Origin of the sequence: Phaeobacter sp., from assembly GCF_022825805.1 — a bacterium.
In the GTDB taxonomy this organism is placed as follows: domain Bacteria; phylum Pseudomonadota; class Alphaproteobacteria; order Rhodobacterales; family Rhodobacteraceae; genus Phaeobacter.
Window position 1 is genome coordinate 1 of sequence record NZ_JAJDWC010000055.1, and the last position, 15,490, is coordinate 15,490.

At 56.3% G+C, this 15,490-nt stretch carries 11 protein-coding genes; 4 read left to right on the forward strand and 7 right to left on the reverse strand.

Annotated features, from left to right (window positions below; all coding sequences use genetic code 11):
• Positions 1–374: 374 nt before the first annotated feature.
• The 3 genes from Q0C28_RS06075 to Q0C28_RS06085 form a co-directional block, all read right to left on the reverse strand.
• Entirely contained in the window at positions 375–1,481 is a 1,107-nt protein-coding gene (locus tag Q0C28_RS06075; RefSeq protein ID WP_293573812.1) for a mandelate racemase/muconate lactonizing enzyme family protein, read from the reverse strand.
• A 52-nt stretch (positions 1,482–1,533) separates the two neighbouring features.
• Positions 1,534–3,090, reverse strand: a complete 1,557-nt coding sequence (locus Q0C28_RS06080; protein WP_293573814.1) for a trimethylamine methyltransferase family protein — start codon at positions 3,088–3,090, stop codon at positions 1,534–1,536.
• 140 nt (positions 3,091–3,230) lie between these two features.
• The gene (locus Q0C28_RS06085) at positions 3,231–4,160 is read right to left on the reverse strand and encodes a LysR family transcriptional regulator (protein WP_293573816.1); all 930 of its coding nucleotides are present in this window, start codon (positions 4,158–4,160) and stop codon (positions 3,231–3,233) included.
• Positions 4,161–4,307: 147 nt separating this feature from the next.
• Here Q0C28_RS06085 and Q0C28_RS06090 point away from each other — a divergent pair, with 147 nt between their 5' ends.
• The 4 genes from Q0C28_RS06090 (at position 4,308) to Q0C28_RS06105 (ending at position 9,659) form a co-directional block, all read left to right on the forward strand.
• Positions 4,308–5,318 carry a TAXI family TRAP transporter solute-binding subunit gene (locus tag Q0C28_RS06090; protein WP_293573818.1) on the forward strand — a complete coding sequence of 337 codons (1,011 nt, stop codon included), beginning with the start codon at positions 4,308–4,310 and terminating at the stop codon, positions 5,316–5,318.
• Positions 5,319–5,449: 131 nt separating this feature from the next.
• On the forward strand, positions 5,450–7,675 hold the full coding sequence (locus Q0C28_RS06095; RefSeq protein WP_293573820.1) for a TRAP transporter permease: 2,226 nt from the start codon (positions 5,450–5,452) through the stop codon (positions 7,673–7,675).
• The gene (locus tag Q0C28_RS06100; RefSeq protein WP_293573822.1) at positions 7,672–8,937 is read left to right on the forward strand and encodes an FAD-dependent oxidoreductase; all 1,266 of its coding nucleotides are present in this window, start codon (positions 7,672–7,674) and stop codon (positions 8,935–8,937) included. Before Q0C28_RS06095 ends, Q0C28_RS06100 begins: the two co-directional genes overlap by 4 nt.
• Positions 8,934–9,659 (forward strand): aspartate/glutamate racemase family protein, encoded by a 726-nt coding sequence (locus Q0C28_RS06105; RefSeq protein WP_293573824.1) that lies wholly within the window; start codon positions 8,934–8,936, stop codon positions 9,657–9,659. The genes Q0C28_RS06100 and Q0C28_RS06105 overlap by 4 nt, the downstream gene beginning before the upstream one ends.
• 87 nt (positions 9,660–9,746) lie before the next feature.
• Here the strand turns inward: Q0C28_RS06105 and Q0C28_RS06110 are convergent, their stop codons facing one another.
• The 4 genes from Q0C28_RS06110 to gcvT form a co-directional block, all read right to left on the reverse strand.
• Positions 9,747–10,793, reverse strand: coding sequence for a helix-turn-helix domain-containing protein (locus tag Q0C28_RS06110; protein ID WP_293573826.1), 1,047 nt, complete (start codon positions 10,791–10,793; stop codon positions 9,747–9,749).
• A gap of 93 nt (positions 10,794–10,886) precedes the next feature.
• Positions 10,887–13,742 carry an aminomethyl-transferring glycine dehydrogenase gene (gcvP, locus tag Q0C28_RS06115; protein WP_293573828.1) on the reverse strand — a complete coding sequence of 952 codons (2,856 nt, stop codon included), beginning with the start codon at positions 13,740–13,742 and terminating at the stop codon, positions 10,887–10,889.
• Positions 13,743–13,800: 58 nt separating this feature from the next.
• Positions 13,801–14,166 (reverse strand): glycine cleavage system protein GcvH, encoded by a 366-nt coding sequence (gene gcvH, locus Q0C28_RS06120; protein ID WP_293573830.1) that lies wholly within the window; start codon positions 14,164–14,166, stop codon positions 13,801–13,803.
• A gap of 18 nt (positions 14,167–14,184) precedes the next feature.
• The gene (gcvT, locus tag Q0C28_RS06125) at positions 14,185–15,282 is read right to left on the reverse strand and encodes a glycine cleavage system aminomethyltransferase GcvT (protein WP_293573832.1); all 1,098 of its coding nucleotides are present in this window, start codon (positions 15,280–15,282) and stop codon (positions 14,185–14,187) included.
• Positions 15,283–15,490: the final 208 nt, after the last annotated feature.

The window sequence follows — 15,490 nt, forward strand, 5'->3', positions numbered from 1 at the left end:
GAATACACGTCTTCGAACTTCATAAGTCGAACTTCCTGTAACACTTCTGTCCGCTTCATAACGCCTCCTTTCGGAGACATGATAAAACCGGACAGATCGCATGTTACCTACACCGGACATATCGCTTGTTAGCGACAGCGGCCGATGGCCTGGGTTGGCCTGGTCTCTAAAACGCTGCTACCATAACCGCCGCTTGAGCAAACCCTGTTGCTCTCTAAACTACCTGGGGCACTGTGTTGGTGCAGCGACGTGATGATTGCGCGGCGAATGGGCGGTTTTTTGGACCTGACCAAGGGATGAATACGCCTCGGTCAGGTCTTGGCAATCTCCAGTGAACCCTCGATGAACCACCGGTCAGGGCCACGTCCGTTTCATTATTGAAATGACGCCTCAGGCGGACCAAAGAGGCTCTCGTCTGGGGTGATCCCCAATCCTGGCCCCTCTGGCAGACGGATGTGCCCGTTCTCAATCTGCACACCGTTTTCAGGGTCGTAGTTGCCTTCGATATAAGGTGCGGCCAACCAGACGCCTTCAAGGAGATTTGGTTTTACCGTCGCGCCGATATGCGTGCAGGCCGCTGCGATAATGTCTCCACCCCAGCTGTCATCACAGGTATGCGGCAGATTGCGGGCCTCACAGATGTCTCTGAACACCCGCATTGGTTGCAGTCCTCCGATGCGGGTGACCTTCATTCCGAACCCATCGACAAGTCCCGTCCCAGCGGCGGCTACCACCGTGTTCAGGCTTGTGCCGTTCTCGTCCATGTAGATCCCATGGTTTACAATCGACCGGATGGTCTGGAGATCTTCCAACGTGTTGCAGGGCTGTTCCATGATAAAGGGGATATCTGGGCATTCTCGGCTGACGCGCAGTGCATCGCGCGTGGTCCAGCCGCGATTACCATCCACGGCCAGCCGCATCCCGCTGTTGCCGATCTTCTCCCAGACCTTTCGGATCGTCTCAATATCAATCTCAACCGGTCTGCCACCAACTTTGACCTGCAAGCGCGGATAGCCTTCCTTGCGTTTGTCATCGGCCAATTGGGCAATTGCGTCCGGCTCTCCCACACCCGTGGCATAGTAGGATGGCACCCGGTCGGTGACCGCGCCACCAAGGAGATCCGCGACGCTAATGCCAAGATGTTTGCCGAGCAGGTCATGCACAGCGATATCAATCGCAGCTTTTGCGTAGGTATGACCGTGAAGTAAAGCATCCATACGGCGATGCACTGTCAATGGCATACAGGCCGTGCCGATCAATCCGGGACCCATCGCAGACAGCGCCGCTCGGGCACCGGCGGCATGTGCTTCTGCATATGTTGGTCCGACAGGGCAGGTTTCACCCCATCCAACCAGACCGTTGTCAGCGACCAGTTTGACCAATGTGGTATCCAGCGACCAGACGGCCCCGCTGGCCATTGTGTATGGCCCGTTTTTCACAGGCAAATCATGCTGATAGATATGTATCTCGGCAATTTTCATTTTCGGTGTCCAAAACAGCGGCCTGTTCGCGCAGAAGCGAACAGGCGCGCAATCAGTAGGTTTGGTTCAGTTCATCGGCCGCAGGGATTTCACGCTCACGCCGGGCAATATAGTCCAGCAGTTCTTCGTTCTTTGCTTCATCCAAATGCGGCTCTTGATATTCCGAAAGCAACTTTTTCGCGTGATTGAGCGCTCTCTCCGTGACTTCCACGCTGCCTTCCGCAACCCATTGTTCGATCGAGTTGTTGTCGAACAGCTCTGGCATGAAGAACGCTTCTTGAAAGTTCTCTTGGGTGTGCTGATGGCCCAGATAATGCCCGCCAGGCCCGACGTCCGGAACAGCGGCGATCGCCTGATCAAAGTCGTGCCATTTTGGGCCCTCGGCCATGCGATAGGCCATCGCACATTGTTCGGCATCGACGATGAACTTCGCAACGGAGCAATGCATCCCCGCTTCGTTCCACCCGGCAGAGTGCCAGATGTAGTTTGCGCCTGCATGTACAACGGCTTGCAAGGTTGTTGCCGACTCGTATCCCGCCTGCGCGTCAAAAGTCTTGGCCCCACCAAGGGTGTTTGATGTGCGCCATGGCACGCCATAAAAGCGAGCCATTTGGCCGATCATGAAGTTCATCAGAGAGATTTCTGGCGTCCCAGCCATTGGCGCGCCAGATTTCATGGAAACCGTCGACAAGTAGTGGCCATAGATGGCCGGTGCCCCTTTGCGGATCACCTGGGTATAGGCAAGCGCAGACAAAGCCTCCGCATTCAGTTGCGCCACGGTGGCAGGTACGGATGCGGGTGTGTTGGCCCCACCGAGAACAAATGGCGAGCACAGCACAGGTTGCTTCCTGCGGCAGAAGGCCCGCATGGCGCCAAGCATTGTTTCATCCCACACCAGCGGTGAGTTGCCGTTGCAATTGCCTGTGGTCACGGGGTGGTTTTCGAGGAAATCCTCACCAAACAAGATTGCGCACATGTCCATGACATCCTCGGCATTCTTGGGAGAGGTGGTCATGCCCATGAATGTCTTGTCGGAGTATTTCATCGACGAATACGTGATCCGCAAATGGCGCTGGCTGATCGGGTGATCATAAGGCTCGACAATATGATGCGCAGAAGAATGCAGAGCCGGCAACATATGTGATAGTTTGTGAAACATCGCCAGATCTTCGAGCAGAGGATTGCGTCGCACATCCTCAAGGTCGCGCAGAAATGGAGCGCCTGTCATCGGAACAAAGATCGAGTGCTTGCCACCCAGACGAACGTTTTTGTTGGGATCGCGCGCATGATAGGTGAAATCAGATGGAATGGTCTTTATCAGCTCGCGCACCAAACCGCGGTCAAGATAAACCAGTTCGCCCTCGACCTTTGCGCCAACCCGTTTCCAGTCTTCCAGCGCGATTGGATCGCGAAACTGCACTCCGACATTTTCAAGGATATCCATGGATGCATTGTCAATTTGCTCGACCTGCGCACCATCCATCACCTCGCACAGAGGGATGCCACGGGTCAGGCCAGGCAACATATCGAATTTGGGAGCGGTACGCAGTGCGCGTCGGCTGGAGCGTCCGCCGGAGCGGGTGCGAGGTTTGCTGGGTGCGTCGGTCATTATGAGATCCTCCTAAGTGGAGGCAATGATACGAACCGCGCAGGCCCTGCCGCCTGCAGATCAGCGAAGGATGTTTGCAGGAACCGACATCACCGTTTCAGATGAGCAGCTGTAATTCAGGCGGGCCATCCAAAGTGATTTCACGATTCTGGGGTCGTTTGCGTCAAGGCGTTCATGACCTCGGCCTTCCATTGGCCAACGAATTCCTTCGCCAAACGGGAGAGAGGGCGCTGATGGGGCGTGAGGATTGAATAGCCAAACGGCACCTCTGGTTCGAACCTGAGAAACTTAATTGCAACTGCCGATTCTTTACTGCGCAGATACGCATAGGCGCTCAGGATATCGACTACAGCGCAGATCTGTTCCTGTTCAACGAATGGAAAAAGCGGCAGAAAATACTGTGTGTCGACGCGGATGTTGAAGCGAGCATCTTGCTTTGCAAATGCAGCGGCGGTGTTCACGAAGGTGGAATGGGTTGGTTGCAGCGCCCCCATTGGTTCCCCATCAAGATCGCTGGCGGTTATGGCTGTTTTCTGGGCCAACGGGTGATTTTTGGGTACGGCACACAAGCAGGTCGAATAGATTGTCTCGCTGTGAAACAGCCGTTCGGGTTGATCTTGTTCTTCGTGATCACAAAAGCCGATGTCAAAGCTCTGGGCGGAAATGAGATTGCGCACTTGCGGGGAGCTGCGGGTGGCAACGGTCACTTTCACATCTGGTCGGTCCGCGGTGAATCGGCTGACAAATTCGGGCAGCATATATGCTGAGGGCCCTGGCATGCTCACAATGCGCAGCTGCCCGGCCCGTCGATCACGCAACGCATGAAGATTTTGCTCTGCTATGCTGAGTTTATCTAATGTCTCGGCCACTTCTGACAGCAGATAATGAGCTTCCGGTACTGGCGTGAGAGAGCGGCCCTCCCGTACAAAAAGGGTCATGTCTAAATCCGCTTCAAGCGCCTTTATGGAGGCGCTGACCGCGGGTTGGGTGCGATGCAGATTTCGGGCTGCTTGACTGACAGACCCTGTTTTCATGACTTCGCGAAAAACGGTGAGCTGTTGTAGATTCATAGGTTCAGATTAAACATCAGTAAAATTTATGGAAACCATAAAATTTAGAGTTTGCGTTTATCAATCGATCACTTCACTTTCCGTGATGCAAATCTGACCAAGAGGCGAAGTCAAAAGGCCTCGGGTCCTTTCAGGGAGAGAGACACGATGACTATTTTCAAAAAACTCACCGCTGCAGCACTGGCCTGCACCATGTTGACCGGCGCGGCTGCGGCACAGGATATGACGTTTTTCCGTATCGGCACCGGCGGCGCTGGCGGAACCTACTTCCCAATCGGTGGCATCATTGCCAACGCGATTTCCAATCCTCCCGGTTCGCGTGAATGCGGCGAAGGCGGCAACTGTGGCGTGCCTGGCCTCGTCGCAATGGCGCAATCGACCAACGCGTCCGCGCACAATGTGAACGCGATCCAAAACGGCCAGATGGAGGCCGGCCTCTCGGGTGCGGCGACGCTTCATTTCGCCTATCACGGCAAAGGGAAATTCGAAGGCAACGCGAAACCAGACCTGCGCGTGATCGCGAACCTTTATCCTGAGGATCTGCACCTGGTACTGCCCGAAGGTCAAAAGCTGAACGGTCTGGAGGACCTGAAAGGCAAGCGTGTTGGCATCGCGCAGGCGGGTTCCGGCACGCAAATCGCTGTTGAGCTGATCCTCGGCGATCACGGCGTCAACCGCGACAACATGGACGAAGCTGAGCTGAACAACAGCCAGTCGGCCGAGCGGATCGCAGATGGCCAGCTGGACGCCTATTTCTATGCCGCGGGGACCCCAGTTGCTGCGATGATCCAGCTGGACAACACCAAAGGCATGGAACTGCACAATTGGACCGAGCAGGAGATTGCCCAGGCCAATGCGACTGTCCCGTATTATATCCCATCCCAGATCCCTGCAGGGACGTACCCCGGCGTTGATTATGATGTGAACACCGTTGCCGTCTCTGGCATGTTGGTCACCAACGCGAACATGGACGAAGAGCTGATCTACGGCATCACCAAAGCCATGTGGTCGGATACTGCCCGTAAACTGCTCGACAATGGCCACCCAAAAGGCAAGTCGATCACCCTTGAAACCGCACTGGACGGTATCGACGGGATTGGTGTGCCACTGCACCCGGGCGCGGAACGGTTCTATCGTGAAATCGGCCTTTTGAAGTAACCTCTCACTCTTCAACTGCGGCAGCCGGGCTTTGCCTTGCTGCCGTTTTTTGATTGGCAACTGTTGAGCACATTGCTCCAGTCGCGGGTTCGAGCCTGCGGTTTCGCCAATCCAATCGACGGGAGCCCAGCATGTCCGTGGACACACACCTCGACACCAAAACTCTTGAGGAACTGGAGAAAAAATACGACTCCGCCCTCAATACCCGCGACAACGGTCCGATCCTGTCGGGCGCAATCTATTGGGCCAGCATTGCATTTGCGCTCTATCATCTCTGGACGGCCGGATTTGGAACGCCTGTGGACCACGTTCACATGGGGATCCATCTTGCAGGGCTGTTCCTGTTCATTTTTGTAGGCTTTCCGCTGATCAAATCAGCGCGCTCCCTTGAGTGGAAAGGTCCAAATTGGCTGCAGCCCGGCAATGTGCCGCTCTATGACTGGGCGCTGACGGGGCTCAGCATGGCAGCTGCCTTGTTCCTATGGGTCAGTTGGCGGGGGTTCGACCACTTTGGCTTTGATATTGCCGAGCAGGCGCTGCGTCAGGGCAATCCTTCGGGGCTTGATGTGTTTTTCGGCTCCGTTTTGATCCTGACAGTGCTGGAAATTGCACGGCGTACGATTGGGTTTGTGCTGCCGCTGATCATTCTGGTGTTCATGATCTATGCGCTGTTTGGCCCTTATATGCCGGCACAGGTTCTCAAACATCCAGGCGTGAATTGGCAGCAGTTCGTCAACAACATGTACTTCCCGTCAGAAGGCATCTTCGGCGTGACCCTATGGGTGGTGTCGACGGTAGTGTTCCACTTTGTGCTGTTTGGTGTCGTTGCCCAACGCATGGGGCTGGGCCAGTTTTTCGTCGATAATGCGATGCTTTTGGCAGGGCGCTACACCGGGGGACCCGCCAAAGTGTCCGTGGTGTCATCCGCATTTTTCGGTACGATTTCTGGATCCTCCATTGCAAATACGGTGTCCACCGGATCCCTGACTATCCCTAATATGAAGAAAATGGGATACCCGGGATATTTCGCCGGTGGCGTTGAAGCATCCGCCTCTGCTGGCGGGCAGATTACACCGCCGATCATGGGGGCTGCGTCCTTCCTGATGGCGGAATACCTTGAAGTGCCCTACACGACCATCGTGATCGCCGCGATTGTGCCTGCAATCATGCACTATGTCGGTGTGATCTCCATCGTGCATTTCACGGCGAAAAAACTGGGCCTCACGGCTTATCCAAAGGACCAGCTGCCCAAATTCATGCAGGTTTGGCAGGACGGCTGGTACACGATTGTACCTCTGATCGCGTTGCTGATGGTTCTGTTCTCTGGCTACTCGCCCAATATGGCGGCGTTCGTCGGGCTCAGCCTGTGTGTGGTTGTTGGGTTTTGCAGCTTTAACAAACCCGCAACCATGCTTGTGCCGTTTGCCTTGCTTGTGTTCATCTTCTGGAAGGCATCGCCCTATTCCGGTGAAGGATATTCTCCGCAAATGGCAGGCGGTCTCGCGGCGTTGACGATCATCGGTTGTTTGCATCGCAAACCCAGACAGAAATTTCGGGATTTGTTCGACAGCTTCCACGTCGGTGTACAATATGCGCTCGCTGTTGGGGCCGCATCGGCAGCCGTTGGTATCGTTGTCGGTGTGATCAACACCACAGGCGTTGGTTTCCGCCTTGGCTTTATGGTGACTGGTGGCGCCGCAGATATCGCAGCCGCGCTCGCACCCTTGCTGGAATGGACAACGATTGAAGCGTTCAGCCAAGCGTCGATCCAGCAGTTCATGTCTTTGGTGCTGATCGCAATGGCCTGTATCCTGATGGGGGCGGGCCTTCCGACAACCGCGCTGTACATCATGTTGGTGGCGGTTGCGACACCTGCCTTGAGCCAGCTCGGGGTGCCACCGTTGGCCACCCATATGTTCGTGCTCTACTACGGCGTTATCTCGGAAATTACCCCTCCGGTCTGTGCGTCCGCCTATGCTGCGGCTGGCATCGCTGGGTCAAATCCGTTCCGAACCGGTCTGAACGCGTTCACCCTGGGGCTGGGTAAGCTGATGGTGCCTATGGTGTTTGTCTATGCGCCCACCATGCTGATCGTGTTACCAGAGTATTTCACGGTTCTCAGCTTCACACAGGTCACGGGCACCTGTGCGCTGGGTGTGTTTGCCATTGGCACTGCGGTTTCGTCCTATTTCCTGGCACCGCTGACCGGGATCTGGCGCCTGTTGATGGCCATTGGCGGCTTGCTGCTTGTGGCGCCATCTGGCAGCTCTGATATCACGGCTTTGGTGATTATTGCACCGGTGTTGCTGCAGCAGTTGGCGCAGCAGCGCAAACTCCAGGTCGAGGCCGTTCAATGACCGAGCTGAACCAGCCGGACGTGACGGTCCTCGGCGCGGGTATCGTCGGAATCTGCTCTGCCATTTCTTTGGCAGAGCAGGGTTTGAAGGTCCGTCTCATTGATCGCGATGCGCCGGGTCAGGCCACGTCCTACGGGAATGCAGGGATCATTTCGCCCTGGTCGGTTGTTCCCCAATCTATGCCAGGTCTGTGGAAGAAGGTCCCTGGCTGGTTGATCGATCCGCTTGGCCCTGTGGCGATCAAGCCGACATACCTGCCAAAGGTGGCATCATGGGGGCTGCGGTTTCTGGCCGAAGGACGCCAGAGTCGGATCCAGGATATTTCAGATGCTATGGATACGCTCAATCGAAACAGTATTGAGCTTTATCGATTGCATCTCGCCGGTACCGGCCATGAGGATTTGCTGCAAGACAGCTACTATGTTCATGCGTTTCGGGACAAAACTGCTGCCGACCTTGAGAGCGTTGATTACCGCATGCGCAGAGAACGGGGGGCTCCGCTCGAACGGATCTCTGGCGCGGACCTGCGAGATCTGGAACCTGCGCTTTCACATGATTTCGAAGCGGCGATTTTGATCAAAGGGCAGGCGCGCGCTGTCTCACCCGGTCGTATTGCAACGGTATTGGCAGACAAACTGCGTCGCATGGGCGGCGACATTTGCACGCAAACTGTTCAGTCAATCTGCCCGGCTGAGGGCGGGGGCTGGCGATATGTCACTGCGTCAGGCACGGAGTGGACGCCAAAACTGGTGCTTGCGATGGGCGTGTGGTCGCGGGAGTTGCTAAAACCTCTTGGGGTGAAAATCCCGATGGAGTCTGAGCGCGGCTATCACGTTTCATTCCGCAATCCGGGAATTTCATTGAACCATTCCATTATGGATATGGACATGAAATTTGTGGCCTCTTCTATGGAAGAAGGGTTGCGGGTCGCGGGCACGGCGGAGTTTGCCGGACTGGACCAGCCTGCGAACCAAAAACGTGTCGATGGTCTCGTTAAATTAGCCCGCGCCTTGTTGCCTGGGCTGAAGGCTGATGACAGTCACACTTGGGTTGGTCAACGGCCCAGCCTGCCGGATAGTTTGCCCTGTATAGGCGAAGTCGAAGGCCTGCCTGATCTCTTTGCCGCTTTTGGGCACAGTCACTACGGCTTGATGATGGCCCCGAAAACTGGGCGCCTGATTGCTGATCTTGTTAAAGGGGTGCCACTGAACGAGGACATCACCCCATTTCGTCCAAGACGTTACGAAAGGATTACCGCATGAGCATTCATCCCGGCGGTCAAAACATATGCGGGATCTCGATAGGGGTTTTGGCACTCGAGAGCTATTTCCCCAAACCGCCCGGTCATATCAAAAACCCCTCCAGCCTGCCGTTCACCTTAATGTATGAAATGCTGGACGGAATTACGGTGCCCAAACTGTTGGCCAACCCTACCGGAGAGATGAAAGAACGCCTGATTGATGCGGCCAAACGGCTCGAACAAAAGGGTGTGCGTGCCATCACTGGGTCCTGCGGTTTTCTGGCCATCTTCCAAAAAGAGATCGCTGCCGCTGTAAATATCCCGGTGTTCGTGTCTTCGCTGGTTCAGGTGCCTTTGGCGCATCAGATGACAGGTCGGAGCGTCGGGGTTATTACCGCGTCTGCCAATAGTCTGACCCCTGCCCATATTGATGGTGTTGGTGCGGGGCAGACACCGATCGTGGTCCAGGGTTTGGATGCGACCGAAGAATTTGCCTCCGTGATCTTGCGCAATGAACGAACGCAGATGGACCTGGGCAAAGTTGAAGCCGAACTGATCGCTGCTGCCAAAGGTATGATCGCGCGCCACCCAGATATCGGGTCTATCGTATTGGAATGTACGGATCTGCCACCCTATGCCCATCGGTTGCAGGCTGAATTGAACCTTCCGGTTTTTGATATCATCACACTGGCAGAGATGGTGCACCGGGCTGTAATTCGTCAACCCTTTCCCGGCTTTATCTGACCATTTTCACAAAACAAAAAGCCACGCCTCCCGAACAGAGGAGGCGTGGCTTTCGTTGTGACTGCAATAGGAGGGAGAGAGGCGCAGTCACATAACGCGTTGTTCGGGCTGGCCGTGGCCGTCAGCCTGACGGAAGCGTGTCGGGCGCATGGTTTCTGGCGCGACACCGCGGAAGGCACTGCGCCGGATCACATCAGGCGGATGACCGTAGGTTTCGCGAATATGTTGGCTCAGGTTCTGATAGCTTCCAAAGCCGGTTGCGACGGCCACCTGACGCACCGGGATATCGGTTTGCGTGAGCAACTGATGGGCCCGTTCCGTGCGCAATGCGCGATACACGCTAAGAGGCGACCGCTGGAAATGGCGGGTGTAGCGGCGCTGCAAACACCGTGTTGATACGCTGAGGCTCTCTGCCAGTTCTGCCACCGACAATGGTGCCTCGATGTGATCCTGCATCACGGCAAGCGATTGCGTGATCAAGGTATCGCCGGCGGATTTTTGTTCCAGGTTCAGCGCAACCCGGCTTTTTGCGGGACCTTTGCGACCTTCAAGCCCCAGGTAATTCGCCATTCCGTCAGCGGCCAACCGGCCGCAATCCGCAGCAATGATGTCAATCAGCATACGTGGAGCTGCAAAGCTGCTGATCGCCGAATGCACCGAGCCGGACACGGCCGTAGAGGCACCCGGTTCGCTTGCATAGAGATTGCATTCATTTGCGGAGGCGATGAAGTTTGGATGAATAGCAAGATCAAGGTCTTGGCCGCGTTCCAGTTCATGCAGAAGGAAAATGGCGCCGCCAATGAATGCTGTGCGATCCGCCACGCGCATGACCTGATTGACCCGTGCTCTTTCGCGCGAACCAAGCTGCCAGCGCTGATGAATGTCGCCATGAAAAATCACCAGACGGCGCGGACGTGCGGCACTTGGGTCGCTAGACAGCGCTTCAAGCGGACAGACGCGAACCCTGTAATACACCTCGTCCAACAGATGGTTGGCAGCCTGGAACAGATCCGTGATGGCTTGTGCAGCGGATCGCGGTGACGCATCCGGCAAAATCACATCGATGTTGCGCTGTTTGCGGCCATGGGCCACGGCAAAATCTGTCTGGGCGTGCTGAGGAGAATGGTGGGTCATTGTGTCTGCCTCTCGTACGGTGACGTTAAAAGGGTGCAGATGGCAGTGCCGCCAACCGATGTGGCGACACTGCAGTTTTTTCGAAGCGGCGGTTTATTCCGCGGCTTCTGCGTAGGCTTCGAGCGGTGGGCAGGTGCAAATCAGATTGCGGTCGCCATAGGCACCATCAACCCGGTTCACTGCCGGCCAGTACTTGTCCACACCGAGATTCCCGGGAGGGAAGCAAGCCTGTTCGCGGGTGTATGGACGATCCCAATCCCCAACCAGATCGCGCACAGTGTGTGGTGCGTTTTTCAGCGGGTTGTTTTCAGGATCGATCTTGCCGTCGATGATATCCTGAGCTTCCTCACGGATGGACAGCATTGCATCGCAGAAGCGATCCAGCTCGTCCTTTGGCTCAGACTCGGTCGGCTCGACCATCAGCGTACCAGCAACCGGCCAGGACATGGTCGGCGCGTGGAACCCACTGTCGATCAGACGCTTGGCCACATCGTCAACGGAAACGTTGCCTTCGTCATTCAGCGGACGGGTGTCCAGAATGCACTCGTGAGCGACGAGACCGTTTTTGGCTGTGTAAAGGATCGGATAGGCATCCTTCAACCGTGCGGCGATGTAGTTTGCGTTCAGGATCGCGACCTTCGTCGCCTGGGTCAGACCAGCACCACCCATCAGCAGGATGTAAGCCCAGCTGACTGGCAGGATGGAAGGCGAGCCGAATGGCGCAGCCGAAACCGGACCAAGTGCGGATCCATACTCCGGGTGACCTGGCAGGTGCTCTTCCAGATGGGCTTTTACGCCGATTGGACCCATGCCGGGGCCGCCCCCGCCATGGGGAATGCAGAAGGTCTTGTGCAGGTTCAGGTGGCTGACGTCGCCCCCAATGTCGCCGGGCCGGGATACACCCACCATCGCGTTCATGTTCGCGCCGTCGATGTAAACCTGTCCGCCGTGATCATGAGTGATCTGGCAAACTTCCTGTACGGTTTCTTCGAACACACCATGTGTGGACGGATAGGTGATCATGCACCCTGCCAGGTGGTCAGAGTACTTTTCAGCCTTGGTACGGAAGTCCGCAACATCAATGTTGCCTTCCGCATCGGACTGAACTGTCACAACTTTCCAACCAACCATCTGTGCGGAAGCCGGGTTGGTCCCGTGCGCAGAGGTTGGGATCAGGCAGACATTGCGATGACCTTGGCCATTGGCCCGGTGGTAGTTGCGAATGGTCAGAAGACCAGCATATTCGCCCTGAGCACCAGAGTTTGGCTGCTGGGAGATCGCATCGTAACCGGTGATCTGGCAGAGTTTATCGTTCAGATCCGCAATCATCTCATGATAGCCCTGCGCCTGATCTTCGGGAACGAAGGGGTGCAGGTTACCAAATTCCGGCCAGGTGACCGGGATCATTTCGATGGTTGCGTTCAGCTTCATGGTGCAGGATCCCAGCGGGATCATTGCACGATCAAGCGCGAGGTCGCGGTCTGCCAGACGACGCATGTAGCGTGTGATTTCTGCTTCCGCCCGGTTTTTGTGGAAAATCGGGTGGGTCAGATATTCACTTTCGCGCAGCAGCTCTTGCGGCAGGCGATACAGCTTTACAGAGCTGTCATCGGTGCGGTTGATGCCAAATGCGGCCCAAACGGCTTCGATGGTCTCTGGACGGGTTTGTTCGTCCAGCGAGATGCCGACCTTGGTTTCGCCCACTTTGCGCAGGTTGATGCCCTGGCGCACAGCCGCTTCCATGACGGTTGTCTGCAGGTTGCCAACGTCGACGGTGATGGTGTCGAAGAACACTTTTGGCTCGACCGAGAAACCAGCCTCTTCGAGACCAGCTGCCAGCCGTGCGGTTTTGCGGTGGACGGACTGAGCGATCGCCTTGATGCCGTCTGGTCCGTGATACACCGCATACATCGACGCGATCACAGCCAGCAGTGCCTGTGCGGTACAGACGTTGGAGTTGGCCTTTTCGCGGCGGATGTGCTGCTCACGGGTCTGCAGGGACAGGCGGTAAGCTGTGTTGCCGTGGGAGTCGATGGACACACCGATGATCCGACCGGGCATCGCCCGCTTCAGCTTGTCAGTGGTCGCCATATAAGCAGCGTGTGGGCCGCCATATCCCATGGGAACACCAAAGCGCTGGGTCGAGCCGACAGCAATGTCAGCACCCATTTCGCCAGGCGACTTCAGCAGTGCGAGGGACAGGATGTCGGCTGCAACAACTGCGACACCTTTGTGTTCGTGCAATGCGCTGATTTGATCTGCAAAATCAACGACTTCGCCGTTTGTGCCCGGATACTGGAAGATCGCGCCGAACACGGCTCCGGCTTCCAGCTCCGTAGCTTCTGCCACAACGACATCAATGCCCAGTGGTTCTGCGCGGGTCTTGATAACCGCAATGGTTTGCGGGTGGCAGTTCTTGTCGACAAAGAACGCAGCATTGTTGGCTTTCGAGCGAGCACCGCGGTGCGCCATTGCCATCGCTTCGGCGGCAGCTGTCGCTTCGTCGAGCAGGGACGCGTTTGCAACTGGCAGACCTGTCAGATCGCTGACCATGGTCTGGAAGTTCAACAGCGCTTCAAGCCGGCCCTGCGAGATTTCTGGCTGATACGGGGTATAAGCAGTATACCACGCGGGGTTTTCCAGAATGTTGCGCAGAATGGGCGCCGGTGTGGTGGTGCCGTAGTAGCCCTGACCAATCAACGATGTCAGAACTTTGTTTTTGGAGGCCACCTGCTTCATGTGGAAAAGCGCGTCACGCTCGGTCATGGCCGGGCCCCAATCAAGTGGGGTTTTCTGGCGAATAGCCGGTGGGACCGTTGCGTCGATCAGCTGATCGAGGGTGTTGTACCCGATGGTCTGCAACATGTCCGCCATTTCACGCGGAGATGGGCCGATGTGGCGGCGATTGGCGAAGTCGTAGGCTTCGTAATCAGTCAGTTTGAAGGCCATTTGAATGTCCTAGTTCGAAAGTGACCCCGCCGGACCATACCGGCGGGGGAGGTCATGCTCAGCCGATCAGCGCTTTGTAAGCGTCCAGATCCATCAGATCTTCCAGCTGGGAAGTATCGGAGAGCTTGATTTTGTAGATCCAGGCACCGCCTTCTGGGTCCTCGTTCAGGGCACCAGGGTTGTCTGCGAGATCTTCGTTGATTTCGGTGATCTCACCGTCCAGCGGTGCATAGATTTCAGAAGCAGCTTTTACGGACTCGATCACGCCGATTTCGCCACCTTTTTCAAAATCATCGCCAGCGTCCTGCTGTTCGACGAACACCACTTCGCCCAGCTGATCGGCAGCGTGCTTGGTGATACCCAGCGTTGCTGTATCGCCTTCAACGGTGATCCACTCGTGTTCTTCGGAATAATAGGTTGTCATTGCAGCTTCTCCTGGAGCTTAGCGTTTATAGTTCTGGGTTACGAAGGGCAGGGACACGATTTCTGCGTCGTGTGCCTTGCCGCGAATGATCAACTTCACGGTCTCGCCGGGTTCGCCGTGGCCTGCAGACACGTAGCCCATCGCAACTGGTCCGCCGACGGTTGGGCCAAAGCAGCCAGATGTGATTTCGCCGATTGTGTTGCCTTCCGCGCATTGGATTTCCACGTGCTGGCGGGCAGGGGCGCGACCGGAGGGCTTGATACCGACAAGTTTCTTGGCAGCGCCGTCAGCCAGTTCTTTCTGGACACGAGCTGCGCCTGGGAAGCCACCTTCTTCTTTGCGGCGCTTCTGGATGGCCCAGCTCAGCGAGGCTTCGATTGGGGATGTCGATTGGTCGATGTCGTTGCCGTACAGGCAAAGACCTGCTTCGAGACGCAGGCTATCGCGCGCGCCCAAACCTGCTGGCTCGCAATCGTCATGCGCCAGGAACAGTTTGGTGATGCGGACTGCGTCTGCATCCGGAATGGAAATCTCATAGCCATCTTCGCCAGTGTAGCCGAGGCGCGACAGGCGGCACTCGACGCCGTCGATATCAGCAACCACGGTTTCCATGAACTTCAGGTCACGCGCTGCTGGGCAAAGCTCGCCAACAACGTTTTCCGCGGCCGGCCCCTGAACGGCAACCAAGGCGCGGTCAAAGATCTCGGTGACTTCGACGCCCTCCAGTTTTTCCTTCATGTGGGGGATGTCTTGGTGGCGCAGCGCGGCGTTTACGACCACGAAGAAATGGTCGCCGGCGTTGGACACGATGAGGTCGTCCATGATGCCACCTTCTTCATTGGTGAAGAAGCCGTAGCGGGCCTTGCCCTCTTTCAGTGTGGCATAGGCCTGTGGGCAGATCGCTTCGAGTTTCTCGCCGACATTTTCGCCGCGCAGGATAACCTGACCCATGTGGCTCACATCGAACAAAGCAGCCTTTTCGCGGCATTGCTTGTGCTCGCCCATGATGCCCATCGGGTATTGCACCGGCATTTCCCAGCCGGCGAAATCCACCATTTTTCCGCCAAGTTCGACATGAAGGTCATAGAGCGGGGTTCGTTTCGGCGCATTGGTCATAGCGTCTTGCCCTTGAATTCTAGAGGTTTGGGGATCGGAGCGCAGCCGAGACCGCGCCCCGAAGATGATTAGGCAGCACACCTATAAATTCCTTATCATTCGTATTGGCTTGTGCTTCATTTCCAGCAAAACAACATGCTGGGGTGTGAAAATGGCGCGTTCGGACATGAGCGATCTGGAGTGGGAGTTCATCAAGGCAGTCTTGCCC